General features: G+C 71.1%; 28 protein-coding genes and 1 tRNA gene. 21 read left to right on the forward strand and 8 right to left on the reverse strand.

Annotation, left to right across the window (positions count from 1 at the left end):
• Positions 1-152: 152 nt before the first annotated feature.
• Genes PBV52_RS23050 through PBV52_RS23065 form a run of 4 tightly spaced genes read right to left on the reverse strand, consistent with a single transcriptional unit; the run spans position 153 to position 4,240 of the window.
• Entirely contained in the window at positions 153-920 is a 768-nt protein-coding gene (locus tag PBV52_RS23050; protein ID WP_274240766.1) for an SDR family NAD(P)-dependent oxidoreductase, read from the reverse strand.
• Complete coding sequence (locus PBV52_RS23055; RefSeq protein WP_274240767.1) at positions 917-1,390, reverse strand: cupin domain-containing protein; 474 nt, start codon at positions 1,388-1,390, stop codon at positions 917-919. Before PBV52_RS23055 ends, PBV52_RS23050 begins: the two co-directional genes overlap by 4 nt.
• Positions 1,387-1,998 (reverse strand): GNAT family N-acetyltransferase, encoded by a 612-nt coding sequence (locus PBV52_RS23060; RefSeq protein ID WP_274240768.1) that lies wholly within the window; start codon positions 1,996-1,998, stop codon positions 1,387-1,389. Before PBV52_RS23060 ends, PBV52_RS23055 begins: the two co-directional genes overlap by 4 nt.
• Positions 1,991-4,240: a penicillin acylase family protein gene (locus PBV52_RS23065; protein WP_274240770.1), complete on the reverse strand. Its 2,250-nt coding sequence runs from the start codon at positions 4,238-4,240 to the stop codon at positions 1,991-1,993. Before PBV52_RS23065 ends, PBV52_RS23060 begins: the two co-directional genes overlap by 8 nt.
• A gap of 77 nt (positions 4,241-4,317) precedes the next feature.
• On the opposite strand from PBV52_RS23065, the gene PBV52_RS23070 reads away from it, so the two are divergent.
• The 8 genes from PBV52_RS23070 (at position 4,318) to PBV52_RS23105 (ending at position 10,787) form a co-directional block, all read left to right on the forward strand.
• A complete protein-coding gene (locus PBV52_RS23070; RefSeq protein ID WP_274249513.1) occupies positions 4,318-5,037 on the forward strand; it encodes a siderophore-interacting protein in 720 nt (239 codons plus the stop codon).
• Positions 5,038-5,103: 66 nt separating this feature from the next.
• Entirely contained in the window at positions 5,104-6,588 is a 1,485-nt protein-coding gene (locus PBV52_RS23075) for an FG-GAP-like repeat-containing protein (RefSeq protein ID WP_274240771.1), read from the forward strand.
• Positions 6,589-6,613: 25 nt separating this feature from the next.
• Positions 6,614-7,207 (forward strand): HhH-GPD-type base excision DNA repair protein, encoded by a 594-nt coding sequence (locus PBV52_RS23080; RefSeq protein WP_274240772.1) that lies wholly within the window; start codon positions 6,614-6,616, stop codon positions 7,205-7,207.
• A gap of 630 nt (positions 7,208-7,837) precedes the next feature.
• Positions 7,838-8,518, forward strand: coding sequence for an HdeD family acid-resistance protein (locus PBV52_RS23085; RefSeq protein WP_274240773.1), 681 nt, complete (start codon positions 7,838-7,840; stop codon positions 8,516-8,518).
• Between the two features lie 86 nt (positions 8,519-8,604).
• Positions 8,605-8,952, forward strand: coding sequence for a hypothetical protein (locus PBV52_RS23090; RefSeq protein ID WP_274240774.1), 348 nt, complete (start codon positions 8,605-8,607; stop codon positions 8,950-8,952).
• A 46-nt stretch (positions 8,953-8,998) separates the two neighbouring features.
• Positions 8,999-9,124 carry a hypothetical protein gene (locus tag PBV52_RS23095; RefSeq protein WP_274240775.1) on the forward strand — a complete coding sequence of 42 codons (126 nt, stop codon included), beginning with the start codon at positions 8,999-9,001 and terminating at the stop codon, positions 9,122-9,124.
• A gap of 603 nt (positions 9,125-9,727) precedes the next feature.
• Complete coding sequence (locus PBV52_RS23100) at positions 9,728-10,024, forward strand: type II toxin-antitoxin system VapB family antitoxin (protein WP_003999914.1); 297 nt, start codon at positions 9,728-9,730, stop codon at positions 10,022-10,024.
• Positions 10,025-10,163: 139 nt separating this feature from the next.
• Positions 10,164-10,787: a LytR C-terminal domain-containing protein gene (locus PBV52_RS23105; protein WP_274249515.1), complete on the forward strand. Its 624-nt coding sequence runs from the start codon at positions 10,164-10,166 to the stop codon at positions 10,785-10,787.
• Positions 10,788-10,890: 103 nt separating this feature from the next.
• On the opposite strand, the gene upp is transcribed toward PBV52_RS23105, so the two are convergent.
• Complete coding sequence (gene upp / locus PBV52_RS23110) at positions 10,891-11,526, reverse strand: uracil phosphoribosyltransferase (protein ID WP_274240783.1); 636 nt, start codon at positions 11,524-11,526, stop codon at positions 10,891-10,893.
• A 96-nt stretch (positions 11,527-11,622) separates the two neighbouring features.
• Between upp and PBV52_RS23115 the strand changes: the two genes are divergently transcribed.
• The 9 genes from PBV52_RS23115 to PBV52_RS51440 all read left to right on the forward strand — a co-directional run bounded on the left by PBV52_RS23115 (position 11,623) and on the right by PBV52_RS51440 (position 16,988).
• On the forward strand, positions 11,623-11,832 hold the full coding sequence (locus PBV52_RS23115; RefSeq protein ID WP_274240784.1) for a hypothetical protein: 210 nt from the start codon (positions 11,623-11,625) through the stop codon (positions 11,830-11,832).
• 314 nt (positions 11,833-12,146) lie between these two features.
• Positions 12,147-12,674 carry a hypothetical protein gene (locus PBV52_RS23120; RefSeq protein ID WP_274249517.1) on the forward strand — a complete coding sequence of 176 codons (528 nt, stop codon included), beginning with the start codon at positions 12,147-12,149 and terminating at the stop codon, positions 12,672-12,674.
• 65 nt (positions 12,675-12,739) lie between these two features.
• Entirely contained in the window at positions 12,740-13,171 is a 432-nt protein-coding gene (tadA, locus tag PBV52_RS23125; protein WP_274249518.1) for a tRNA adenosine(34) deaminase TadA, read from the forward strand.
• Positions 13,172-13,263: 92 nt separating this feature from the next.
• A tRNA-Ser gene (locus tag PBV52_RS23130) sits at positions 13,264-13,348 on the forward strand.
• An 85-nt stretch (positions 13,349-13,433) separates the two neighbouring features.
• On the forward strand, positions 13,434-13,613 hold the full coding sequence (locus tag PBV52_RS23135; RefSeq protein ID WP_274240785.1) for a hypothetical protein: 180 nt from the start codon (positions 13,434-13,436) through the stop codon (positions 13,611-13,613).
• A gap of 9 nt (positions 13,614-13,622) precedes the next feature.
• Complete coding sequence (locus PBV52_RS23140) at positions 13,623-13,916, forward strand: Dabb family protein (RefSeq protein WP_274240786.1); 294 nt, start codon at positions 13,623-13,625, stop codon at positions 13,914-13,916.
• A gap of 209 nt (positions 13,917-14,125) precedes the next feature.
• Positions 14,126-14,992 carry an RNA polymerase sigma factor SigF gene (locus PBV52_RS23145; RefSeq protein WP_274240787.1) on the forward strand — a complete coding sequence of 289 codons (867 nt, stop codon included), beginning with the start codon at positions 14,126-14,128 and terminating at the stop codon, positions 14,990-14,992.
• Between the two features lie 268 nt (positions 14,993-15,260).
• Positions 15,261-16,172, forward strand: coding sequence for an RNA polymerase sigma factor SigF (locus PBV52_RS23150; RefSeq protein ID WP_274240788.1), 912 nt, complete (start codon positions 15,261-15,263; stop codon positions 16,170-16,172).
• A gap of 525 nt (positions 16,173-16,697) precedes the next feature.
• Positions 16,698-16,988, forward strand: a complete 291-nt coding sequence (locus tag PBV52_RS51440; protein ID WP_306801440.1) for a hypothetical protein — start codon at positions 16,698-16,700, stop codon at positions 16,986-16,988.
• A gap of 24 nt (positions 16,989-17,012) precedes the next feature.
• Here PBV52_RS51440 and PBV52_RS23160 read toward each other — a convergent pair whose 3' ends face one another.
• On the reverse strand, positions 17,013-17,204 hold the full coding sequence (locus PBV52_RS23160; RefSeq protein WP_062708509.1) for a hypothetical protein: 192 nt from the start codon (positions 17,202-17,204) through the stop codon (positions 17,013-17,015).
• 205 nt (positions 17,205-17,409) lie between these two features.
• On the opposite strand from PBV52_RS23160, the gene PBV52_RS23165 reads away from it, so the two are divergent.
• The 4 genes from PBV52_RS23165 (at position 17,410) to PBV52_RS23180 (ending at position 21,835) form a co-directional block, all read left to right on the forward strand.
• A complete protein-coding gene (locus tag PBV52_RS23165; protein WP_274240790.1) occupies positions 17,410-17,859 on the forward strand; it encodes a MarR family winged helix-turn-helix transcriptional regulator in 450 nt (149 codons plus the stop codon).
• A gap of 13 nt (positions 17,860-17,872) precedes the next feature.
• Positions 17,873-20,389 carry an MFS transporter gene (locus tag PBV52_RS23170; protein ID WP_274240791.1) on the forward strand — a complete coding sequence of 839 codons (2,517 nt, stop codon included), beginning with the start codon at positions 17,873-17,875 and terminating at the stop codon, positions 20,387-20,389.
• 101 nt (positions 20,390-20,490) lie between these two features.
• Positions 20,491-21,315 carry a YceI family protein gene (locus PBV52_RS23175; RefSeq protein ID WP_274240792.1) on the forward strand — a complete coding sequence of 275 codons (825 nt, stop codon included), beginning with the start codon at positions 20,491-20,493 and terminating at the stop codon, positions 21,313-21,315.
• A gap of 49 nt (positions 21,316-21,364) precedes the next feature.
• On the forward strand, positions 21,365-21,835 hold the full coding sequence (locus tag PBV52_RS23180) for a PPOX class F420-dependent oxidoreductase (RefSeq protein ID WP_274240793.1): 471 nt from the start codon (positions 21,365-21,367) through the stop codon (positions 21,833-21,835).
• Here the strand turns inward: PBV52_RS23180 and PBV52_RS23185 are convergent.
• Positions 21,832-22,623 (reverse strand): TetR/AcrR family transcriptional regulator, encoded by a 792-nt coding sequence (locus tag PBV52_RS23185; RefSeq protein ID WP_274240794.1) that lies wholly within the window; start codon positions 22,621-22,623, stop codon positions 21,832-21,834. The genes PBV52_RS23180 and PBV52_RS23185 overlap by 4 nt on opposite strands.
• A gap of 121 nt (positions 22,624-22,744) precedes the next feature.
• Positions 22,745-24,235 carry an MFS transporter gene (locus tag PBV52_RS23190; protein ID WP_274240796.1) on the reverse strand — a complete coding sequence of 497 codons (1,491 nt, stop codon included), beginning with the start codon at positions 24,233-24,235 and terminating at the stop codon, positions 22,745-22,747.
• Positions 24,236-24,277 lie beyond the last annotated feature (42 nt).

A 24,277-nucleotide genomic window follows, 5' to 3' on the forward strand; every position in this document is an offset into this window, starting at 1 on the left:
TCGGACTCGAGGCCTCGGGGGTATGTACGGACGCGAAGCCCTCCGGGCTCAGCACGCTCGGCAACGGTCTTGCGAAGAGGGCTCCGCCCCCGGCCCCCAGGCCCTACCCCACTCACCACCCGACTCGAAGCAGGGGCGCGATCACGCCACCGTCACCATGTCGGCCCCGCCGACACCCCACCGTCCACCACCAGATCGTGCCCCGTGACCCAGGACGCGAGCCGCGACGCCAGGAACACGCAAGCGTCCCCCACGTCCTCCGGCCGCCCCAACCTCCCCGCCGGCGCCGCCCGTTCCCACCGCCGCACCCCCTCCGGCCACGCCTCCTCCAGCCCCTCCCGGTCGATCAGCCCGGGCGAGACCGTGTTGACGCGGATGCCGAGAGGGCCGTACTCCAGGGCGGCCGAGCGGGCGTGCATCACCACCGCCGCCTTGGAGGCGGAGTAGTGGGCGTGCAGGGGTGCCGGGTGGGTCGCCTCGATGGAGGCGATGTGGGTGACCGAGCCGCCGCCGTCCTGCTCCCGCATGACCTCGACCGCGGCCTGTGTGCACGCGAAGACGCTCGACAGGTTGGTGTCCACGACCGCCCGCCACTGCGCCACGGTCATGCCCCGCAGCTCCTGCGTCGGCTGTGCGCCCGCGTTGTTGACCAGCGCCGTCAGTCGCCCGTCACCCCACTCGGCGGCCTCGGCCACCACCCGTCGGCACTCCTCCTCATCCGTCAGGTCGCCGCGCAGCACCACGGCCCGCCCACCCGATTCCCGGATACGGGACGCCGCTTCCCCCGCCGCCTCCACCGCCGTACGGCAGTGCAGCACGACCGCCGCCCCCTCCTGCGCGAACCGCAGCGCGACCCCGCGCCCGATGCCGCCGCCCGCGCCCGTGACCAGGGCGACCTGTCCTTCGAGGAGTCCGCTCATGGACGGCACAGTCCCGCGATCCGGGCGGCTTCGGCGGGATAGCGCGCCGTGAGCTGCGCCAGGTCGCCGTGCTCGTAGCCCTCGTAGGTGAAGCCGGGCGCCATCGTGCAGCCGAAGAAGGTCCAGGACCCGCCCGCCGCCACCCGGGCGCCCATCCAGCTTCCGGCGGGGACAGTGAGCTGGATGTGCTGGCCGCGCAGTATGTCGGGGCCGAGTACGGCGGTGCGGGACGTGCCGTCGGGGGCGAGGAGCAGCATGTCCAGGGGGTCGCCCAGATAGAAGTGCCAGACCTCGTCGGACGGCAGACGGTGCAGGGCCGAGAAGTCGTCCGCGGTGAGGAGGACGACGATCGCGGAGCCCTGCGGGCGCCCGTCGGCCAGCTCCGGTCCCGCCCACGTACGCCGGAACAGCCCGCCCTCGCGCGGGATCGGCTCCAGTGCGTAGTGCGCGACGAGCTCTTCGGGGGTCACGCCGGGAAGGCTACCTCTCGCTCCAGGAAGGCGAGTTGGGCGTCCTTCCGCGGGATGTACACGTCCGGGAGGTCGACCTCCGGCAGCACGACCGCCGGGCCCGCCGTGAAGCCCTGCTTGAGGAAACGGGCGATGGCTTTCTCATTGCGTACGTCGGGATCCACCACCACCCGCTGCCGGTCCAGGGTGAGGAAGACGTATGACGTGATGACGGTCAGGAGCGCCGAGGTCCAGCCGGACCGCGCGCCGGCCGAGCCGGCGGGGGCGAGCAGCAGGTGGACGCCGATGTCGTCGGGACGGACGTCGTAGCACTCGCCGACGCGGTCGGCCTCCGGCTCGTACGTCTGGAGCAGCGCGACCGGGTCGGCGTCCCGTACGACCAGGAAGGCGTGGTGGGTGTCGAGGGTGTCCAGGTGGGCGTAGATCTCGGCCACCTGGTCCCTGGTCAGGCCGTTCATGCCCCAGAAGACGGCCCGTTCCTCGCTGACCCAGCCGTGGATCACCTCGGCGTCGGCGTGCGGGTCGAGGGGCAGGACACGGACGGCGCCGAAGCCGTCGACCACTTCCTCGTGGACCGGTCGGCGGACGACCGCGGGCGGCTCAGACATCGGACTCCTTCTCAAACTGGGTGAAATCGGTGACGACCGGGGCCAGATCTCCCATGCTCCACAAGGGGAGTTGGTCGCGGTGGTGGGGTGAGCCGGGGATGCCGGAGGCGCCGAGCGGGACCACCCAGCGGCTCGCCTCGCGGTCGGCCAGGTCCCAGACGTATCGGGCGGCCGGGCCGCGTGCGCTCAGGTCGGTGAGGCCGGGCACGGCGGAGGTGCACAGCACGCAGTCGTGGTCGCCGGAGAGGCCGGGTTCGTCGTACGAGGTCGTCGTCAGCGCCCGCCAGGGGGCGAGGCGATGGGTGTCGCCCCAGGTTCCGGTGGGGTGCCGGGCGGCCACCTCCTCCACCGCCGCGCGTACGGCCTCGGCGCGGTCGATGCCGTACGACTCCTCCAACTCCGCGGCGCGCAGCAGGTGTTCGAGGGCGAAGCCGACGCGCGGGAGCAGGGCCAGCCAGGGGAGGAGCACCTCCGGGTAGGCGGGCGGGACCGACAGCGCGGCGAAGGCCGGATGAGCGGCGAGTCGCCGTACGACCGCCCCGCGCACCGCCGCGTACAGGGCCGCGGTCTCGCTGCCCGCGTCCATGCGGCGGTCCCAGGCCAGGAGGGACCGCCGGATGCGGGCGGCCTCGGGGGAGAGGGCTTCGGCGGCGCCGAGGATCTCCAACAGGGGCTCCGCGGAGGCCAGTTGCGTGTCCATGTGGATCGCCGGCATGTCGGCCGCCGACCAGCGCTCCTTCTCCCCCAGCAGCGCCGTGATGCGGTCCGCGCGATGGGGCGGGGCGAACTCGACGCCCAGGGGTGCGGCGATGCCGCGCTGGTTGGCCATGGCGGCGATGCCGTCGGTGAGCCCGCCGCGCGGCGTCTCGTGCCGGCCGTGCCAGTCGTGGCCGGGCTCCCAGGCGGGCACGAGCCGGGTGCGGTTGGCCTCGGAGCGCACCGGCACCTTTCCGGCGACGCGGTGCAGCAGGCCGCCCTCGGTGTCGGCGGCCTGGACGACGTTGACGGGCTCGGCCCACAGGTCGACGGCACGGTCGACGTCGGCGACCCGGCGGGCGCGCAGGAGGGGGAGCAGGGCGCTGAAGCCGAGGTCGGAGGTGACGCGGGGTGGGTAGCGGAGGGCGACGGCGAGGGCGAGGGGCAGGGTGCCGTCGGGGTCGAGGTCGAGGTCGGGGTCGAGGTCGGCGTCGGCTTCCGGGGTGCCGGGGAACGCATCGGACGGCCCGCCAAACGGCCCGCCGGACAAGCCACCCGACAACCCGCCCGACAACCCGCCGGACAGCCCACCGGAGAAACCTTCCTGCAGGCCGTCAGGCAGCCCCTCAGGCCCCCCGATGATCACCGGCCCCCGCTCCGTCTCGATCACCTCGACCTCGACCGGCTCCTCCCCCGCCACCTCCACCACCTCGGTGTGCCGCGCCGCTCGGCGCCACACCCCGTCCGGCCCCAGGGCCTCCACCCCCGCCCCCGTACGCCGCAACCGCTCCCGGTACAGGTCCTGGTAGTCGGCCATGGCGTTGGTGATGGCCCAGGCGACCGTGCCGGTGTGGCCGAAGTGGGCGATGCCGGGGATGCCCGGGACGGCGAGGCCGACGACGTCGAACTCGGGGCAGGAGAGGTGGATCTGCTGGTAGACGCCGGGCTCCTCGATGAAGCGGTGCGGGTCACCGGCGATGATCGCGTGCCCGGTGACGGTCCGCTCGCCGCTCACCAGCCAGCCGTTGCTGCCGGAGGTGCCGGGCCCGTCGGTGGCGAACAGCGCGACCGCGTCGGCGCCGAGATGCCGTACGACCTGCTCGCGCCAGAGCTTGGCCGGGAAGCCGGCGAAGAGGATGTGAATGCCGAGCCAGACGCCGAGCGGGGTCCAGGGCTCCCAACGCCCCGGGGCGAGCCCGGTGCGCGCGAACTCCGGCGTACGACGGGCGCCCTCGGCCAGCCCGTCGTTCACCCCGTCGACGTACGCCCGCACCCACCCCGCCGACTCCGGGTCCCGTCTCTCCAGTTCGGCGAAGCAGCGTCTCGCCGTGTCGTCGAGGCGGGCCCGTCTGACGAACCGGTCCCAGGGCAGGGCCTCGGCGCCGAGGAAGGACGCGGACGTGCCCTGCGCCCGGTGCCGCTCCACCTCCAGCTGCCAGGCCCGGTCGAGGGCGGTGACGCGGCCCTGCACCCGGGCGAGTGCCATCGCGTCGTCCGCGCGAAGATGCGGAATGCCCCAGGCATCACGGAAGATCTCGCCGGTCACCTGTGCCCCTCCTTTACTTTAGGTTAGCCTTGCCTAAGTCATTGGTGCAGGAATGGTACGTGAAGGGTGAACAAGCCATGGTGCAGGGGCACGGCTGGGAGGGCGCGGTCCTGAAGCTGCTGCGCGCGAAGGACTTCGTGTTCACGGTGACGGGCGCCGAGGACGTCACCGAGGACTACCGCCGCGTCCACCTCACGGACGGCGGCATGCTGGCGGCGACGGGCGTGCACCCGACCATGTGGGTCCGGCTGTGGTTCGACAACGCGGGCAAGCCCCACCAGCGCGCCTACACCCTGGTCGACCCGGACCCGGCGGCCGGCACCTTCAGCCTGGAGTTCGCCCTGCACGAGGGCTGCGCCAGCGACTGGGCGCGGGCGGCGAAGCCCGGCGACACGATCGAGGCGACCATCCACGGCACGGGGTTCACCGACCCCGACCCCGTTCCCTCCCACGTCTTCGCCGTCGCCGACCCCGCCTCCCTCCCCGCCCTCAACTCCCTGCTCTCCACCCTGGACTCGGCACCGGTGACGGTCTGGTTCGAGGGCGAGCAGGACGACCTGCCCTTCCGCACCGAACCGTCCCGCCACGAGGTGCGAAAGGTCCCCCGCCGCGACTCCGGCGCCCACCTGGTCGCCCAGGTGAAGGACGCCCTGCCCGGCCTCCTCGCCGGCGCCCCGGACCCGTACGTCTGGATCGCCTGCGACACGGCGACGACCCGCGCCCTCACCTCGTACGTCCGCAAGGAGCTGGGTCTGCCGAAGCAGCGGGTGAACGCGCTGGGGTACTGGCGGCCCTGACCGCACAACCATTCGTGTGGTTCGTGTGTCCAGTGGGACGTCCGATGCTCAAGTCTGGGAGTCCCGTTGCGCAGAGCAGTCACGGCGGCCGCCGTGCTCACCGCCTCCGTCGCCGTCACGCTCACCCCGGTGACGTCCTCCGCGGCGGCGCCGTACAAGGGCGCCAACACGGCCGCCGTCCAGGACGACTTCAACGGGGACGGCTATCGCGACCTGGCCGTGGGAGCGCCGTACGCCACCAACGGGAGTGTCGAGGCGGCCGGTTCGGTCGTCGTGCTCTACGGCTCGGCGTCGTCGGTGAGCGCGACGCGGCGGACGGTCGTCACGCAGGCGACGACCGGGATTCCCGGGGACGCCGAGGAGCTCGACCGCTTCGGTACGGCGGTGACCAGCGCCGACCTGGACCGGGACGGGTACGCGGACCTGATCGTCGGCACCCCGGGCGAAGACGTCGGCACCAAGCAGCTCCGTGGCTCCGTGACCGTGGTGTGGGGCGGGCCGGACGGGCTGAAGGGCGGCGCGAACATCGCCCCGCCCGCCGGTTACGGAGACGGCATGACGCTCTGCGGCTTCGGGATGTCCCTCGCCACCGGTGACATGAACGGCGACGGGGCCCCCGAGCTCAGCATCGGCTCCCGCTGCGAAGGCGCCTCCTACACGGGCCCGTTCACGCGCACCGGGCGGGCCGCCTCCGCCTACCGCGAGTGGCGCACGGGCGAGACCCGGGGCGTGGTGATGGGCGACGTCGACGGCGACGGCAGGGCCGAGCGGTTCTGGCTGGCCGGGCCGACGAGCGGCGACCTCCGCGGGCCGGTGCACCTCGACAACGGCGCCCCGCACGAGGACAGCCTTGCCAACTGGCCCACCAAACTCCCCTACGCCGACGGCCACACCGGCGTGATCGGCGACGTCAACGGCGACGGGTACGGCGACCTCGTCACCGGCATCGCGGCGGACGACTCCCTCGCGGGCGGGACCGGCGCCGCCCACCGCGGCGGCGAGATCCAGGTGCTCTTCGGCAGCGCGCAGGGCATCACCGCCGACCAGAAGCCGAAGGTGTACCAGCAGGACACAGCGGGCGTGCCCGGCACGGCCGAGAACGGCGACCGGTTCGGCCAGTCCCTCAGCATCGGTGACGTCAACGGCGACAAGTACGCCGACGTCCTCGTCGGCTCCCCCGGCGAAGGCATCGGGACGCAGGATTCGGCCGGTGCGGTCGTCCTGCTGCGTGGCTCCGCCTCCGGCCTGACCACCGCCCGTGCTGCCGGATACAGCCAGAACACCTCGGACGTGCCCGGCACCGCCGAGACCGAGGACGAGTTCGGTACCGCCGTCCACATCGCCGACCTCAACAAGGACGGCAGGCCGGAGACGGTCGTCGGCATTCCCGGCGAGAACAGCGACGGCTGCGTGTGGATCGCCCGCGGCTCGGCCTCCGGCCCCGTGCTGAGCGGCTCGGTCAGCATCTGCGGCAAGAGCACCGGCATCACGGTCCGCGGCTTCAAGGGCCACTTCGGCGCCGCCCTCACCGGCCCCCACGTGGAGAGGTGACGCAGGCCACGGCATGATCGGGGTCATGGACGTCACCCTTCACCTCGCCCAGGACCCCGAGGCCGACGCACTCCTCGGCCGCAGCCCCCTCGCCGCGCTGGTCGGCATGCTGCTGGACCAGCAGGTACCGATGGAGTGGGCGTTCAAGGGGCCCCGCACGATCGCGGACCGCCTCGGCACGGACGACCTGGACGCACACGACATCGCCGTCCAGGACCCGGAGGCCTTCGCGTCCCTCCTGTCCGAGAAGCCGGCGGTGCACCGCTACCCGGGCTCGATGGCCAAGCGGATCCAGCAGCTGTGCCAGTACCTCGTCGAGCACTACGACGGTGACGCCGAGCTCGTCTGGAAGGGCGTCGAGGACGGTCGGGAACTCCTGCGCCGCCTGGAAGACCTGCCCGGCTTCGGCAAGCAGAAGGCACAGATCTTCCTCGCACTGCTGGGCAAGCAACTGGACGTGCGCCCCCAGGGCTGGCAGGAGGCCGCAGGCGCCTACGGCGAGACAAAGTCCTTCCGCTCCGTCGCCGACATCACCGGCCCCGAGTCACTGGCCAAGGTGCGAGCACACAAGCAGGAGATGAAGGCGGCGGCAAAGGCAGCGAAGGCGTCCGGCAAGTAACCAGGAAACAGCAGCCAGAGGCCAGCCGCCCGCCCCGCGAACAACACCCCGACGGCAACCGTCCGCCACGGGAGCAACACCCGGACGGCAACCGTCCGACCCGCGGCGCGGCGCGAGGGCAACCGTCCGACCCGGGAGCGGCAGCCCGGCAACCGCCACCCCGCCCAGGGCCACCCATCCGACCCGGGGTTCAGCCCGGCGGCAGCCGTCCGGCCTGCGGGGCAGCGCGGCGGCAACCGTCCGGCCCGCGCGGCGACGCGGCGGCAACCGTCCAGCCCGCGGCGCGGCAGCCCGGCAACCGCCACCCGCCACCCGCCCAGGAGCAGCCCAGGACCGCCCATCCGACCCGGGGTCCAGCCCGGCGGCAGCCGCCCCACCCGGGAGCAACCCGGCGGCGGCCATCCGACCCGTAAATGCGGCCGCTCACAATCCGGCCGCCCGCAAATCCGGCCCGCGGCAGTCCTCGGGCTCGGAAGCGACGCGGCGACAGCCGTCCAGCCCGACAGCAGCCACCCCACCCAGGAGCAGCCCGGCGCCAGCCACCCGGCCCGCAAACAGACCCGCACCAGCCGTCAGTCGACTGGACCGCTCCAGATGGCGGGGCGGGCGGGCTCGTTCCCAGCATGGAGCATGAGCGAGGCACCGTCCGGCGCCCCTTACGGCCGGGACTACGACGACCGCCGGGTCCACTCCGGTCACCCGCCCGGGCCACCCGGGCCGGGGACGTCCCATGAGCCCGAGCCGCCCTTGGAGGGGCCTCTGCACGCCCTCTCCCGGGCCGCCTGGCAGATCGTCCTGCTCACCGGCGTCGCCTCCCTGGCCCTGGGCGTCCTGGTCCTGGTCTGGCCCGGCGCCCCGCTCTTCGTCTCCGGTGTCCTCTTCGGCCTCTACCTCCTGATCAGCGGCGTGTTCCAGCTGGTCTCCGCCTTCGGCACGCACCGGACGACCTCGCTGCGGGTGCTGGCCTTCATCAGCGGCTCCCTGTCCGTCGTCCTCGGCCTGTTCTGCTTCCGCCGCCCGATGCAGTCGGTCCTGCTGCTCGCCCTGTGGATCGGCATCGGCTGGCTCATCCGCGGCATCACCCAGACCCTGGCCGCCGCCTCCGACAAGTCCATGCCGGCCCGCGGCTGGCACATCTTCCTCGGGGTCGTCACCTTCGTCGGCGGCATCGTGCTGATCGACTCCCCGATCGAGTCGGTCACCGTGCTCATGCTGCTCGCCGGATGGTGGCTCGTGGCGGTCGGCATCGTCGAGATCGTCACCGGCATCCGGATGCGGAAGCGGGCCCGCCAGGTCCCGCACGAGCTGTGATACCCGCGGCGAACCGGTACGCCGTGCGGGCGGATCTCACGTCCGACGCGATGAACGCCGTACGGCCACCGGGGAGATGACTTTCCGTGAGCACCGCACGAGGCCCCCTGCGCAGCCGCGCCTGGCTGCGGGTCCTCGTGCTGCTGCTCTTCCTGCTGGTGCCGGGCGCGCACACCCAGGCGCACGCCGTGCCCATGACGTCCGTTGCCTCCGGCGCCTCCTCCGGCGCCTCCGGCGAGCTCGCCGAGCACGACGTCCTCGACACGGTCCTGCGGCCACTGGCCCGCCCCGACCGGCGCAACACCGTACGGCTGCGTCCCGCACCCCTGCCGAAATCGGCGCCGCCCGGCGTCCGGGCCTGCCCTGCCCGCCCCGCGCCGCCACGGCCGCCGTACGTCCCGCACATCCTGCGCACTGTGGTCCTGCGCTGCTGACAGACCCCGCGACGAGGTCCGCCGGTACGACACAAGGAGCACAGCCATGCCCATCGACCCCTACGCGGTCCTGCGCGCCCTGCTGCGCGCGGAGGCTGCACGCAACACACCGAAACCGCAGGTGCAGAGGGAGAAGCCGCAGCAGCCCCCTAAGGACCGGGAGCGCGGCTGACGCCGACCTGACGGAGGCGGGGCCCTACCCCGGGGCCCCGCCTCCGCCGCGCCGCACCGAAGGCCGACCGGGTGATCTCCCGCCCGACGTTCCCCGGCCCCGCAGGCCGCCTGCAGCCCCTCGTATTCCGACTCCCTGTCCACAGCCTGTGCATACCGCCCGTACGGCACCGACGCCGTCACCGCCCGCTCCGGCACACCACCACCGTCACCACGGCCTCGCCGGTACACCGCCCCCTTTCGGGCGAATCGGATGCACGGTCTGCGTGTTCAGCCGGAGTCACGGCCCCGGACCCGCCTTGGGCATGGTCTCCCGCTCGCTCACGTCGGACGTACTCCCGCTTCCGCTCCGACGGACGACCGACTCGGCCCCGCCGCAGGCCCGGATCCACGCCCCCGTAATCCGCTCCGACCGCCGGCCCGACGTGTGTTCGGTTCGGCCTCGGTCGCCGCCCGCGGCGTCCGTTCGGGTCCGTTCCGGCTTCCGATCGGGCCGCCGTTCCCCGCCCACCTCCCGGTCTGTCCAGTTTTGTCGCGTCTTTTCCAGCGGCGCACTCCGTCGCCATGGCTGCGCCCGGAAGGTCTTGACCGGTAGGCTTTCCGTGTGATCTTCAAGCGCATCGGAAACGGCCGGCCGTACCCCGACCACGGCCGGGAAAGCACCCGGCAGTGGGCGGACGTCGCGCCGCGCCCGGTCCGCCTCGATCAGCTCGTGACGACCAAGGGTCAGCTCGATCTGGAAACCCTGCTCGCCGAGGACTCGACGTTCTACGGCGACCTCTTCGCGCACGTCGTGAAGTGGCAGGGCGACCTGTATCTGGAGGACGGCCTTCACCGCGCGGTGCGCGCGGCGCTGCAGCAGCGCCAGGTGTTGCACGCGCGAGTCCTGGAACTGGACTGACCCCGGGCCGACACCCCCGCGCCGCGCCGCCTCAGTTGCCCCTTTCGGGTTGGACTGAGCGACGTCGAATGATCATCTAGTAGGCATTGCCGCCCGGGAGCACTACGCTGCGCTCATGAGCATGCTGACTCCCCAAGGCATGGGCGGCCAGTACCGCATCAAGGGGAACAAATACCCCCGGATGCGACGTCGCCGACGGCGCGGCAGGCTCGTCGGCATCGCCGTCGCCTCCGCCGCCGTACTCGGCATGATCGGCTGGGGCACACTGCAGCTCATCGACCTGTTCACCGGGGGCGGCGGAAAGGCTTCGGCAGCCGGCACGAAGGCCGGCTGCGGGACCAGGGCGACCCCCTCGGCCACGCCCACGGCCACGGGGGCCCTGCCCGAGCCGGGCAAGATCACCGTCAACGTCTTCAACGCCACGACCCGCAGCGGCCTCGCCAAGCAGACCGCGGACGAGCTGAAGAAGCGCGGCTTCAAGATCGGTGACGTGGGCAACGCGACGAAGCAGTTCGACAAGAAGGTCAAGGGCACCGGGCTCCTGCTCGGCCCGGACGCGGCCCTGCACACCTCGCTGCCCGTCCTCGCCACCCAGCTCGGCACCGCCGAACGCCGCACCGAAGTCGCCCGCAAGGGCACGGCCGTCGACCTGATCATCGGCGACAAGTTCAAAGAGCTGACGAAGAAGGCGGACGCCGACAAGGCACTGGCCGCACTGACCAACCCCGAGCCGACGCCCGCCGCTTCGAAGAACGCCTGCTGAGCAACGCCGCCAAGAGGCGCGGGGCTGCGCCGCTGTATCGCAACCCTGCGGCGAAGAGAGCGAAGAGGGCGAACAGACCGGACCGGACCGGACCGGACCCGCCCTACTCGGCCGCGCCGTAAAGGCGATCCCCCGCGTCTCCCAGCCCCGGGACGATGTACCCGTGCTCGTTGAGGTGGTCGTCCACGGCGGCCGTCACGACCGTCACCGGCGTGCCCGCCAGTTCGCGCTCCATGAGCTCGACGCCCTCGGGGGCCGCGAGCAGCACCACGGCCGTGACGTCGTCGGCGCCCCGCTTGATGAGCTCCCGGATCGCCGCGACCAGCGTGCCGCCCGTGGCCAGCATCGGGTCCAGGACGTACACCTGACGGCCGGACAGGTCCTCCGGCATGCGTGAGGCGTACGTGGAGGCCTCAAGGGTCTCCTCGTTGCGGATCATGCCCAGGAAGCCCACCTCGGCCGTCGGCAGCAGCCGGACCATGCCGTCCAGCATGCCGAGGCCGGCCCGCAGGATCGGCACCACCAGGGGGCGCGGGTAGGAGAGCTTGACGCCGGTGGTGTCGGTGACCGGGGTCGTGATGTCGACCGCTTCGGTGCGCACGTCCCGCGTGGCCTCGTAGGCGAGCAGGGTGACCAGTTCGTCGGCGAGCCGACGGAAGGTCGCGGAGTCGGTGCGCTGGTCGCGCAGCGTGGTGAGTTTGTGGGCGACCAGAGGGTGGTCGACGACGTGGAGACGCATGTCCACAACAGTAACGGTGCTCGCGTCCCCCTTGCGCTGGCGTCAAACCGCCCATCGGAGGGAAAGTGGGAGGGACGTAGCGGGGGTGGTGAGCCGATGCCTGATCCTGAGTCCCCGGCGGATCCCACGCGGGACACACCGGAGGAGCCCGACCCGGAGGAGCCCGACGCCGCGCGCCGTCGGCGCCGGGCCCAGTTCCTGCGGGAGCTCGCCGAGGCCCGCGAGCTGCGCGACCGTGTCCAGCCGCGCCGCGCCAAGGCCGCCCGCCTGCGCCACGCGATCCGTATGCGGACGTTCCGCTGGTAGAGGGAGGCGCCGGGGAAGATCCGCGGTCCTCGGGTGCGTTGCAGCGGTGGGCGTGCGTGGACACCTGGAAAAGCCGCGTACGATCCGCACGTGGCAGCAACGACTGTGCTGGTCGGTCCTTTACGGAGGTGCTCGCGCCTCTCTCGGGACAACCCGATCAAAACTGCCGGACACAGGGAGCCGAAGACGTCCCCTGAACGCCTTGTTTCTGCCACGATTCCGAGTGGGTGGGCTCGGAGCACAGCTCTCCCCGCCCCCAACCTCCGCCGGGGGGACCCCCAACCGGCACGCCTATGACCAGTGGGAGAGTCACGGTGTACTTCGCCGCACTGCTCGCGCGCACCGAAGACGGGTGGGAAGCGAGCGACACAGAGCTCGACGATGTGGAAACCCTGTCGGACCTGGCCGACCTGGCCCGTGAAGCCTCCCCCGAGGACGACACGGTGCTGGTGCTCATCGAGCAGGAGGACGCCTGGTTCGGCGTCGTCCGGATCGACGGCGAGGACGATCCTCGGATCTACGTCTCGGACGCTGCCGCCGCTGCCCGCAGCAGTTACGGGGAGATCCTGCTCACCGACGAACTGCTCGGCAGGGAGCCCGGCGACGACGGCCCCGACCTGGATGCCCTCGACCTCGACGGCACCGAGGAGCCGGACGGCGACTCCGACGACGAGGACGGCGGCGGGGCCGAGGCGGTCCCGCACAGCCCCGTCGGCGACAGCGAGATCCTCGACGACCTGGGCGTCAGCGAGAAGGAGCTGAAGGCCCTGGACGCCGAGGACGCGCTGGGCGCGATCGCCGAGGCGCTGGGCGCCTCGGAGGTGCTGGAGACCGTCCGCTGACCTCGTCCGACCGGGGGTCGGCGCCCGAGGTGCCCGACCCCGTACGCGACCGCTGGCGGGCCGCGATGCGGCTCGCCCTGGACGAGGCCGAACTGGCCGTCCGGGGCGGGGACGTCCCCGTCGGCGCCGTCGTGCTGGCCGCCGACGGCACGACCGTGCTCGGCGTCGGCCACAACGAACGCGAGGCGACCGGCGATCCGACCGCGCACGCCGAGGTCCTCGCGATCCGGCGCGCGGCATCCGAGGTCGGCGAGTGGCGGCTGTCCGGCTGCACGCTCGTCGTCACGCTGGAGCCCTGCACCATGTGCGCGGGCGCGATCGTGCAGTCCCGGGTGGACCGGGTCGTCTACGGCGCCCGGGACGAGAAGGCCGGCGCCGCGGGCTCCCTCTGGGACGTCGTACGCGACCGGCGGCTCAACCACCGCCCCGAGGTGATCGAGGGCGTGCTCGCCGAGGAGTGCGCGCGGATCCTCACCGACTTCTTCCGCGGCCGCTGACCCGGTGCCCCCGGTGGCCCGGTCCCCTGACCGGGGGGCTTGAGGGGAAACGGATTTCAGAGCACGGCCGACCGTGCTGTAAGGTCTCCCTCGGTAGCGTGTCCGAGCGGCCGAAGGAGCTCGCCTCGAAAGCGAGTGTGGCGCAAGTCACCGAGGGTTCAAATCCCTCCGCTACCGCTCTTCAGAAGGGCCCCGTCGAAAGACGGGGCCCTTCGTGCGATCATGTGCGGTCGATGGGGCAAAAGTGACTGGGGAGGCCGCGATGGCGGTGAATTCGAAGAAGGTCGCCGTCTATGTGGTCGTGGTCTTCGTGTCATACGTGATCATCACGGACCCGAAAGGGGCCGCGGACTACGTCCAGATAGGGTTCGAGGGCATATCGGACGCCGCCAAGGCCATCGGCGACTTCATGACGTGGATCGCCAACGGAGGCGACAGCTAGGGAGTGCTCATGATCCGCCACCTGGTCCTCTTCAAGCTCAACGAGGGCGTCGAGCGCGACGACCCGCGAGTCGTGGAGGGCGTCGAGGCGTTCCGCTCGCTCGAGGGCAAGATCCCCGAGATCCGGCACTGGGAGCTCGGCTGGAACATCAGCGACCGCCCCATCGCCTACGACTTCGCGATCAACTCCGCCTTCGACGACGTGCCCGCCCTGCGCACCTACGCGGAGCACCCCGAGCACCAGGCGGGCGTCACGCTGTGGCGGGAGTTCGCCACCTGGGTGATCGCCGACTACGAATACTGAGCCACAACATCCCGGATCCACCCGGATCCACCCGGATCTTCACGGAGCCCTCCGCCGGAACGACGGGGGGCTTTCGCATGCCTTGCCCCCGGATTCATCCGGATTCACCCCCGACCCCATCCCCAACACGGCATTATGCGGTGCTTGCACACGGTGGACATGTCTTGTGATGCTATGACCGCTTTTGACGGATGAGTTGATGTGAGTTGATGGATCACGAGGTGGAGTTGACCGTGCCGGCCAGTACTGCGCCTCAAGCCCCGGCCCAGGAGGACACCCCCGCGGACACGCCCGCGCCCACACCGCCCCGCAGTCGCGGCGCCGACACCCGGGCGCTCACCCAGGTGCTCTTCGGTGAGCTGAAGGAGCTGCAGCCGGGCACGCCGGAGCACAACCGCGTGCGCGGGGCGCTCATCGAGGCCAACCTCCCGCTCGTGCGCTACGCGGCCGCCCGTTTCCGCTCCCGCAACGAGCCGATGGAGGACGTGATCCAGGTCGGCACCATCGGGCTCATCAACGCCATCGACCGCTTCGACCCGGACCGGGGCGTGCAGTTCCCGACGTTCGCGATGCCGACGGTCGTCGGCGAGATCAAGCGGTACTTCCGCGACAACGTCCGCACGGTCCACGTCCCGCGCCGGCTGCACGAGCTGTGGGTCCAGGTCAACAGCGCGACCGAGGACCTGACGACCGCCTTCGGGCGGACCCCGACGACCGCCGAGATCGCCGAGCGGCTGCGCATCACCGAGGACGAGGTGCTGTCCTGCATCGAGGCCGGGCGGTCGTACCACGCCACGTCACTGGAGGCCGCACAGGAGGGCGACGGGCTGCCCGGACTGCTGGACCGGCTGGGCTACGAGGACCCGGCCCTGGACGGCGTGGAGCACCGGGATCTCGTCCGGCATCTGCTCGTACAACTCCCCGAACGCGAACAGAGAATCCTGCTCCTGCGCTACTACAGCAACCTCACCCAGTCGCAAATCAGTGCCGAACTCGGGGTCTCCCAGATGCACGTTTCGAGGCTACTCGCGCGTAGCTTCCAACGGCTGCGTTCGGCGAACCGGATCGACGCGTAACCGCAAACAAGAGCGACAGGTAACCGTCGCGAGCGAATCGCTCACCAGGGCGGATCCCGACAGTTCTGCGTTGAAACACCGTCAGACCCCCTTTATCCAGGGCGGATTCAAGTCTCACATGTCGACATGTCACTACAGCGTGTTGCCGACATGTGACATTCTTCGGGAAGCGCGTTTGCCGTGGCTTCGGCTCCGGTATTCAGGTGAAGGCTGGCGTTCCTCGATCGGAGCGTTCGCCGCGACCGTCCCGCGACCCAAAGGGGGTGGCATGTCCGCACACCAGGGCAGCTCGAAGGTGCTCACGCTCACGAAGAGCGAGTCCGCGCCCGACGCCGCGCTCGACGACGTACCGGCCCTTGAGGCCGTTCCGGCACCGGCCGTCCCGGCCGATGACGTCCCGGCCTGGCCGGCCACGGCGAATATCGACACCCGCACCCTTTCCCGCTCCCTGTTCCTGCGGCTCGCCACCCTGGACGAGAACAGCCCCGAACGCGCATACGTCCGGGACACCCTGATCGAGCTCAACCTCCCGCTGGTGCGCTACGCGGCGGCCCGCTTCCGCTCGCGCAACGAGCCGATGGAGGACATCGTCCAGGTCGGCACCATCGGCCTGATCAAGGCGATCGACCGCTTCGACTGCGAACGGGGCGTGGAGTTCCCGACGTTCGCGATGCCGACGGTCGTGGGCGAGATCAAGCGGTTCTTCCGCGACACCTCCTGGTCGGTGCGCGTCCCGCGCCGGCTCCAGGAGCTGCGCCTGGCCCTCACCAAGGCCAGCGACGAGCTCTCCCAGAAGCTGGACCGCTCCCCGACGGTGACCGAACTCGCCACCGTCCTGGGCGTGTCCGAGGAGGACGTCGTCGACGGCCTCGCGGTCGGCAACGCCTACACGGCCTCCTCGCTGGACTCCCCGGCCCCGGAGGACGACGGCGGCGAGGGCTCCCTGGCCGACCGGCTCGGCTACGAGGACACCGCGCTGGAGGGCGTCGAGTACCGCGAGTCCCTCAAGCCGCTGCTGGCCAAGCTGCCGCCCCGCGAGCGGCGGATCATCATGCTGCGCTTCTTCGCCAACATGACCCAGTCGCAGATCGGCGAGGAGGTCGGCATCTCCCAGATGCACGTCTCCCGGCTGCTGACCCGGACGCTGGCGCAGCTGCGCGAGGGCCTCATCTCCGACTGACCCTCATCTGCGACCCCGGCCCTCATCTCCGACCGACCCCTTCATATTTGACGGAGCGTCAGCCACCATGGCCGAATGCTTCGCGCAACCGCGACAAGGACGACCTGGACACATGGCCGTCGGTGCACCCTGATCGGTGCGTCGGCGGCCGTCGTCTGTCTGGGCGGGGTGCTGGCCGCGTGCGGAGGCGGCGGAGGTGGTGACGGGTACGTCGCGACGGGGGCGGCGGGTGGCCCGCCGAGGGTGTCCCATACGGCGGTCGCGCCGACGGGTGAGGTGACGCTGGTGCCGCTCGACGAGCCGGAGAGCAGTGGCGGCGAGTCGAGCAACTCCCCTGGACGGGAGGGGAGTCAGGGGCCGGTTTCCCCCGAGGGAACGGAGCGCGAGGGAATGCGGAGCCCTGCTCGACAACGCCCGAGCGACACCCCTGCCCCCGCAGTCACGCCGGCCGACTCCGCCGTACCGCCGAGCGGTTCACCCGTACCCTCGACCCCCGCGACAACCCCTTCGCCCGCGAAGCTCACCGTGAGTGCCCCCGATCGGGAGCCCACCGACAAGCGCTGGTGCGAGAAGGTGACCCTCGACTTCCACAACTCGGGCGGCACAGCCGTGCGCTCGGGCACCGTCACCTTCGGCACCCACGTCATCGGCGCGCTCGGCATCGACTGGGCGACGGTGGAGTCGACGGAGGAGCTCCCGGCGCCGATCGGGGCCGGGGCGCGCAAGGAGAAGACCTGGACGGTGTGCGTCGACGCCTGGCGTGTGCCGCTGGGCATGCACATCGAGACGCGGGACGTCGCCGTCCGGTGGAAGTGAACGTGGAAGTGAACCCTGCAGCGACTACTTGAGCGCCAGCCAGGCCACCGCCGCCACGATCACCACGGCGGCGATCACGCCGACGATCAGACCGATGCGCGGGCCCGAGGAGGCCTGCTGCTGCCGGCCCTGCGGGGCCTCGTCGACGAACGCGCGGAACATCTGGGTGTTGCCGGCGGGGTCGTGGTTGCCCTGGGGGCCCTGGGTGTTAGCCATGGCCTGAGACCCTAGCGAATCCGCCCGTTCGGCCCAAGTGGGGGCTCCCGCCCTGCACAGGGGGTCACAGGACCCACCCCACCTGCACATTTACGGTCGCAATACTTGCCTTTGCCAAGTTTTTGCGGCACGCCGAGCCCGTTTTGTTTGCCTGCAGCAACCAATAACTCTATGGTTGCCCTAAGCAACAAACGACGGAGGTGTGATGGCCGAGCAGGCGCAGTACGAGGAGCTGGTGCGCCAGTTCAGCGCCTTCGGCGCCGTGAAACGGGAGATGGGACGGACGCTGCCGTCCGACTGCCCTTCCGGTTCCGCCGCCGTACTGACGTTGCTGGTCCGCCACGGGGAGATGCGCATGAGCAAGCTCGCGGAGCTGCTCGCCGTGGACATGTCGGTCACCAGCCGCCATGTCACCCACGTCGCCGAGCGCGGCTGGATCGAGCGCTCCCCCGACCCGGCGGACAAACGAAGCCGCATCCTGCGCCTCACCCCGGCCGGTGAGGACCGGGTGCGGGAGATGTCCCGGCGGACCACGCAGCTGCTCGCCGAGCGGCTGAGCGACTGGACCGACGACGACGTCGCCGAGCTCACCCGGCTCATGGCCCGACTGAGGGCCAGCTTCGACGACTGCCGTACACCCGCGATCACCCAGTAAGAGAAGGAAATCCATGGCAACGACCACACCAGCCGGTGTGCGGGCCCACGCCAAGCACTCAGGAGGGCCGTCCGCCGACGGCGCTCCGATGTCGCACCGGCAGATCATGGAAGCGCTGACCGGGCTGCTGCTCGGCATGTTCGTCGCGATCCTGTCGTCGACGATCGTCTCCAACGCCCTGCCCGACATCATCAAGGACCTCGGCGGCGGCCAGAGCGCCTACACCTGGGTGGTCACCGCGTCGCTGCTGGCGATGACCGCGTCCACCCCGCTGTGGGGCAAGCTCGCCGACCTGTTCTCCAAGAAGCTGCTGATACAGCTCGCCCTCGTCATCTTCGTGGCCGGTTCCGCACTGGCCGGTCTGTCGCAGAACGCCGGGATGCTCATCGCGTTCCGCGCGGTGCAGGGCATCGGCATGGGCGGTCTGTCGTCGCTGGCGCAGATCATCCTGGCCGCGATGATCTCCCCGCGTGAGCGCGGCCGCTACAACGGCTACCTCGGCGCCACCTTCGCCACCGCGATGGTCGGCGGCCCGCTGATCGGCGGCGTCATCACCGACACCGACTGGCTCGGCTGGCGCTGGTGCTTCTACGTCGGCGTGCCCTTCGCCGTCATCGCCCTGATCGTGCTCCAGCGCACCCTGCACCTCCCGGTCGTCCGCCGGAAGGTCAAGGTCGACTGGGCGGGCGCCTTCTTCATCACCGCCGCGGTCTGCCTGCTGCTGGTCTGGGTGACCTTCGCCGGTGACAAGTACGACTGGGTGTCCGGTCAGACGTACGCGATGACGGGTGGCGCGCTCGCGCTGCTCCTGATCTTCATCTTCGTCGAGTCCAGGGCGAGCGAGCCGATCATCCCGCTGCGACTGTTCCGCAACCGCACCATCACCCTCGCCTCGCTGGCCTCCCTCTTCGTCGGCATCGCGATGTTCGCGGGCACGATCTTCTTCAGCCAGTACTTCCAGCTGGCCCGGAACGAGTCGCCGACCATGTCCGGCGTCCTGACCATCCCGATGATCGTCGGCCTGTTCATCTCCTCGACCGTCTCCGGCCAGGTCATCACCCGCACCGGCCGCTGGAAGGCATGGCTGCTCGCGGGCGGTGTGCTGGTGACGGCGGGCCTCGGGCTGCTGGGCACGATCCGCTACGACACCGAGTACTGGCACGTCGCGATCTTCATGGCCCTGCTGGGTCTCGGCGTCGGCATGATGATGCAGAACCTGGTCCTGGCCACGCAGAACCAGGTGGACCCGAGCGACCTGGGCGCCGCCAGCTCCGTGGTCAACTTCTTCCGCTCCCTCGGCGGTGCCATGGGCGTCTCGGCCCTGGGCGCGGTCCTGAGCCACCGCATCACGCACTACGCCGAGGAGGGCCTGACCAAGCTCGGCGTGCAGGGTTCGTCGGGCCACGGCGAGATCCCGGACCTCGACGCGCTGCCCGCGCCCGTCCGCACCGTCATCGAGAGCGCGTACGGCCACGGCGTCGCGGACGTCTTCCTCTACGCCGCGCCGATCGCCTTCCTCGCCCTCCTGTTCGCCCTGTTCATCAAGGAGGTCCCGTTGAAGACGAAGGGCGCCCTGGCCCAGGCCGCCGAGGGCAGCGAGCCCGCGACGCCGGAGCCCGCCGAGGCCGCCGCGCCGGCCGCCGCGCAGGAGCGGGTCCCGAGCTGGGCCGCCGCCACCTCCGACACCGAGGCCTCGACGGACGGCACCCAGAAGCTCGCCGCCGTGGCCACGGTGGCCCGCCCCGAGGAGACCACCGGTCCGTCCGGCGGCGTCCCGGTCCGCGGATTCGTGCGAGGCGCGGAGAGCGCGCCGGTGCCGCAGGCGGCTCTCACGCTGATCTCGCTGACCGGGCGGCAGCTCGGCCGGTCGGTGGCGCAGGCCGACGGTTCGTACGCGGTCGACGCGCCGGGCGCGGGATCGTACGTCCTGATCGCCTCCGCCGACGGCTTCCAGCCGCAGGCCTCCACCATCGTCGTGAACGGCGACGAGCCGGTGTCGTACGACGTCCTGCTCAGCGGCACCAGCGGCCTGAGCGGCGTCGTCCGGACGGCGCAGAGCGCGCTGCCGGTCAAGGAGGCGATGGTGATCGTCACCGACGTGCGCGGGGATCTGCTGGCCACCGCCGCCACCGGTGAGCAGGGCGAGTTCAGCTTCGCCGAGCTGGTGCCCGGTGCCGTGACCGTCGCGGTGAACGCCGCCGGGTTCCGGCCGCGCGCCCTGCCCGTCGAGATCGGCGGCACCGGGGTCACCCGGATCGAGGTCGACCTCGAAGCCGGCGCCCAGGTCCAGGGCGTGGTCCGGGCACCGTACGGCGCGCTGGCCGACGCCCGGGTGACCCTGGTCGACGCGGCGGGCAACGTCGTGGGCACCGCCACCACCGGGGCGGACGGGGCGTACGCCTTCACCGACCTGGACGGCGGCGAGTACACGGTCATCGCGACGGGCTACCCGCCGGTGGCGACGGCTCTGACGGTGACCGGCCGCGGAGTCGACGACCACGACATCGAACTCGCCCACCCCGGCGAGTAGCAGAACCCCGGCCCGTGGCGGCGCGCTCTGAGCGGAGGTGCGCCGCCACGGGCCGGACTCTTTATGGCCAATTTGTAAGTCTTTGCAGGGAGTTGGACGGGATGGGACTGAGCGCGAGGATCCGCACCCGGGACGGATGGGCCGTGTCGCACGCCGTCGTCACGGTGACCAACATGACCGGAACACAGGTGCTGCGCGCGGAGGCCGACGCGGAGGGGGCCGTACGGGACGCGCATCCGCTGGCCCCGGGGGCGTACACCGTCATCGTCACCGCCGTCGGCTACGCGCCCGCCGCCGCGAGCGCGATCGTCACCGCGAGCGGGCGGGCCGAGGTCGGCACGGTGACGCTGGCCCGGCGGGGCGGCACGGAACTGCCGCCGCCCGGGCCGTGGACCGTCGACCCGGCGCACTCCAGCGTGGCCGCCGTCGCCCAGCACCTGGGGATCTCCAGCGTGCACGGCCGTTTCACCCACTTCTCCGGCGCCATCGAGATCGCGCCGGACGACGTCACCAAGTCCCGGGTGGAGGCGGTGATCCGGGCCGACTCGATCGACACGGGCAACGGCATGCGGGACGGGCATCTGAAGTCGCCGGACTTCCTGGATGTGGAGAAGCATCCCGAGATCACGTATCGGTCGACGGGTGTGACGGCGGCCGCGGGTTCCGACCGCTGGACCGTGCACGGCGAGCTGGGCATGCACGGTGTCGTACGGCCGGTGGACCTGGACCTGGCCTACCTCGGCACGGGAGCCGACCCGTGGGGCGGTACGCGGGCGGCGTTCCGGGCTACGGCGGAGCTGCACCGGGACGACTTCGCGATGAGCTACAACCAGGTGGTGCAGGCGGGGATCGCGGCCATCGGTACGACACTGAAGGTGGAGCTGGACATCCAGGCGGTGCAAGGGGAGTCGCTGCCGCAAGGGTAGGCACGCCAGGGTCACGCTCAGAGGACCGATCTCCCCCTAGGCTGAGGCCATGGCACCGAACATCGCGACGAACACCCGCGTTTCGCTCGAAGAACTGCTGGACTTCGTACGTCCCCGTCACCGCGCCGTCCTGCTCACCCGACGGGCGGACGGGAGCCCGCAGGCCTCGCCGTTGACCTGCGGGGTCGACGACTCGGGGCGGATCGTGGTGTCCACCTACCCCGAGCGGGCCAAGACGCGCAATGCCAAGCGGGACCCGCGGGTGAGCCTGCTCGTGCTGAGCGACGACTGGGACGGGCCCTGGGTGCAGATCGACGGGCCCGCCGAGGTCATCGACTCGCCGGAGTCCGTGGAGCCGCTCGTCGAGTACTACCGGAACATCGCCGGGGAGCATCCGGACTGGGACGAGTACCGGGCGGCGATGGTGAAGCAGGGCAAGTCGATCATTCGGGTCACGCCGGAGAAGTGGGGGCCGGTGGCGACCGGCGGGTTCCCGGCGCGGCTCGCTCCGCAGGGTTAGCCGGCGGACGGGGCCTCCTGGTCGTCCGCGGCCGCTCGCGCCACCATCGCCTCGATGCCCGCCACCAGCAGGTCCAGGGCGAACTCGAAGTCCCGCTCCCACATCTCCTCGACCGTGTCGCCGCCGCGGGCCTCCATGAGTTCCGCGGACTCCTGGACCATCTCGGCGGCTTCCGGGGCCTGCGTCACCGTGCTCATGGCGTGCTGGAAGTAGTCGTCCGGGGTCATGCCGAACGCCGCGCTGCGGGCGATGAAATGGCCCTCGATCGTGCCGAAGCCGTACACGAACTGGAAGACGGCGGAGATGGCGGCCACCAGGCCGTGCGCGGGCAGCCCGGTCCTGCGGATGACGCGCTGCACGAAGCGGGAGAAGGCGAGGCTGTTCGGACCGATGTTGACGTAGGTGCCGATCAGCGGCGACAGCCAAGGGTGACGGACCAGCAGGTCGCGGTACCCGCGGGCCAGCGCGCGCAGCTGGTCGCGCCAGTCCTCGTCGTCCTGCGGATCGGGCAGGGTCAGTTCGCCGAAGGCCGCGTCGAGGGCGAGTTCGAGGAGGTCGTCCTTGGTGTCGACGTACCAGTAGACGGACATCGCGGTCACGTTCAGCTCGGCGGCCAGCCGCCGCATGGAGAACTTGGCCAGCCCGTCGGCGTCCAGCAGCCGGACGGTCACGGCGGTGATCCGGTCACGGTCGAGGCCGGAGGGCTGTCCCCCGCCACGTCCGCTTCGGCGCTCCTTGCCTTCCAGCCAGACGCTGGTCCGCGCGGACTGCCGGGCTGCCCTGGCCATGGCGCACCTTCCTCGACGTTCTGATGCTGGCCATGCTAAGCGCCCCCCAAGGGGCGCGGGGAACTGCGCGACCAGCCACAACGTGGCCCGCAGTCGCACGACTACCCAGCACCCCGAGCTCTTAGGCGCCCACCCGCTCAGCCCTGCGCAGCAGACCCGCCGCGACCAACCCTCCGGCCAACACAGCCCCCGCCCCCACCAGCTGACTGGTCTCCAGCCCGGAGGCGAATGCGTCAGTAATACGTTCCCTCTCCGCATCCGACCCCGCCTCGGCCAACGCCCCGGGCAGGGACACCGCGGCGACGGAAATCAACGCCGCGAACCGCGAGTTCAACACGGCCCCCAGCACCGCGACACCCAGCCCCTGCCCGAACTCCGCCACCGTCCCATTGATGCCCGCACCGACCCCGGCCTTCTCCGGCGGAATCGCGCTCATGATGGCGTGCGCCATCGCCGGGCTGGCGATCGCCGCGCCCGCGCCTATGAGCACCAGGCCCAGCAGCGTGCCCGGATATCCGTGCTCGGTGAGCGTCGCGATCGAGACGAGGCCGGCGGACATCGCCGTCATGCCCAGCCCGATGGAGACGGGAGTTCCGAGCTTGCCCGACCACTTCGCCGACAGACCGGTGAAGTTCAGGGCCACGATCATCAACGCGAGCGGCGCCGTGCGCAGCCCCGCCTCCAGCGGGCCGTAACCGAGCACGAACTGCATGTGCTGGGTGAGCAGGAAGAGCGATCCGCCCATCCCGAAGGTGATCAGCACCGCCCCGGCCACGGCTCCCGTGAAACGGCGGTTGGTGAAGAAGTGCATGTCGAGCATGGGATACGGGATCCGGCTCTCCCAGTACGCGAAGCCGCCCAGCACCACGACCGCGACGGCCGCCGACGCCAGCACCCGGCCGGACGTCCAGCCGTGCTCGGGTCCGGAGATGATCGCGAAGACCAGCGAGGACATGCCGATCGTGGACAGCAGGGCGCCGAACAGGTCGGGGCGGTCGCCCTGCGGGTTCTTGGACTCGGGGACCAGGGCGACGACGGCCACCAGGCCGAGCGCCGCGACCGGCAGGTTGATCAGGAAGATCGCGCCCCACCAGAAGTGGTTCAGCATGAAGCCGCCGAGGAGTGGTCCGGTCGCGAAGCCCAGTGAGTTCACGGCCGCCCAGATGCCGATCGCCTTCGGCTGTTCCTCGGGCGTGAAGATCTGCATCGCCACGGCGAGCGTGGTGGTCATCAGCAGGGCGCCGCCGACGCCCATACCGGCCCGTGCGGCGATCAGCTGGCCGGAACTGTCGGCCAGTCCGGCCACCAGCGAGCCGATCCCGAACAGGGCGAGGCCCGTGACCAGCATCTTCTTTCGGCCGTAGCGGTCGGCGGCGCTGCCCGCGGTCAGCAGCAGACCGGACTGCACGAGCGAGTACGCGTTGATCATCCACTGGATGTCCGAGGTGGCGGCGCCCAGTTCGCTGGTCAGCGAGGGGATGGCCACGTTCAGGATCGTGTTGTCGAGCAGCACGGTGAGCTGGGCGAGGCAGATGACACCGAGGATCAGCCAGCGCTGGGGATGGCCGCCTTGGGCCTGGGCCAGGGCCTTTTCCTGGGAGGACGTCGACATGCCGTACACCGTAGAACATCTCCCATACGCTGTACAACGAGA

It is taken from the genome of Streptomyces sp. T12 (assembly GCF_028736035.1).
In the GTDB taxonomy this organism is placed as follows: domain Bacteria; phylum Actinomycetota; class Actinomycetes; order Streptomycetales; family Streptomycetaceae; genus Streptomyces.

Coding starts and splice junctions, on each gene's coding strand:
- PBV52_RS23050 (WP_274240766.1), bottom strand. CDS start 920: ATGAGCGGACTCCTCGAAGGACAGGTCGCCCTGGTCACGGGCGCGGGC.
- PBV52_RS23060 (WP_274240768.1), bottom strand. CDS start 1,998: ATGTCTGAGCCGCCCGCGGTCGTCCGCCGACCGGTCCACGAGGAAGTG.
- PBV52_RS23070 (WP_274249513.1), top strand. CDS start 4,318: ATGGTGCAGGGGCACGGCTGGGAGGGCGCGGTCCTGAAGCTGCTGCGC.
- PBV52_RS23080 (WP_274240772.1), top strand. CDS start 6,614: ATGGACGTCACCCTTCACCTCGCCCAGGACCCCGAGGCCGACGCACTC.
- PBV52_RS23085 (WP_274240773.1), top strand. CDS start 7,838: ATGAGCGAGGCACCGTCCGGCGCCCCTTACGGCCGGGACTACGACGAC.
- PBV52_RS23095 (WP_274240775.1), top strand. CDS start 8,999: ATGCCCATCGACCCCTACGCGGTCCTGCGCGCCCTGCTGCGCGCGGAG.
- PBV52_RS23105 (WP_274249515.1), top strand. CDS start 10,164: ATGGGCGGCCAGTACCGCATCAAGGGGAACAAATACCCCCGGATGCGA.
- upp (WP_274240783.1), bottom strand. CDS start 11,526: ATGCGTCTCCACGTCGTCGACCACCCTCTGGTCGCCCACAAACTCACC.
- PBV52_RS23115 (WP_274240784.1), top strand. CDS start 11,623: ATGCCTGATCCTGAGTCCCCGGCGGATCCCACGCGGGACACACCGGAG.
- tadA (WP_274249518.1), top strand. CDS start 12,740: ATGCGGCTCGCCCTGGACGAGGCCGAACTGGCCGTCCGGGGCGGGGAC.
- PBV52_RS23135 (WP_274240785.1), top strand. CDS start 13,434: ATGGCGGTGAATTCGAAGAAGGTCGCCGTCTATGTGGTCGTGGTCTTC.
- PBV52_RS23140 (WP_274240786.1), top strand. CDS start 13,623: ATGATCCGCCACCTGGTCCTCTTCAAGCTCAACGAGGGCGTCGAGCGC.
- PBV52_RS23145 (WP_274240787.1), top strand. CDS start 14,126: ATGGATCACGAGGTGGAGTTGACCGTGCCGGCCAGTACTGCGCCTCAA.
- PBV52_RS23150 (WP_274240788.1), top strand. CDS start 15,261: ATGTCCGCACACCAGGGCAGCTCGAAGGTGCTCACGCTCACGAAGAGC.
- PBV52_RS23160 (WP_062708509.1), bottom strand. CDS start 17,204: ATGGCTAACACCCAGGGCCCCCAGGGCAACCACGACCCCGCCGGCAAC.
- PBV52_RS23165 (WP_274240790.1), top strand. CDS start 17,410: ATGGCCGAGCAGGCGCAGTACGAGGAGCTGGTGCGCCAGTTCAGCGCC.
- PBV52_RS23170 (WP_274240791.1), top strand. CDS start 17,873: ATGGCAACGACCACACCAGCCGGTGTGCGGGCCCACGCCAAGCACTCA.
- PBV52_RS23175 (WP_274240792.1), top strand. CDS start 20,491: ATGGGACTGAGCGCGAGGATCCGCACCCGGGACGGATGGGCCGTGTCG.
- PBV52_RS23180 (WP_274240793.1), top strand. CDS start 21,365: ATGGCACCGAACATCGCGACGAACACCCGCGTTTCGCTCGAAGAACTG.
- PBV52_RS23185 (WP_274240794.1), bottom strand. CDS start 22,623: ATGGCCAGGGCAGCCCGGCAGTCCGCGCGGACCAGCGTCTGGCTGGAA.
- PBV52_RS23190 (WP_274240796.1), bottom strand. CDS start 24,235: ATGTCGACGTCCTCCCAGGAAAAGGCCCTGGCCCAGGCCCAAGGCGGC.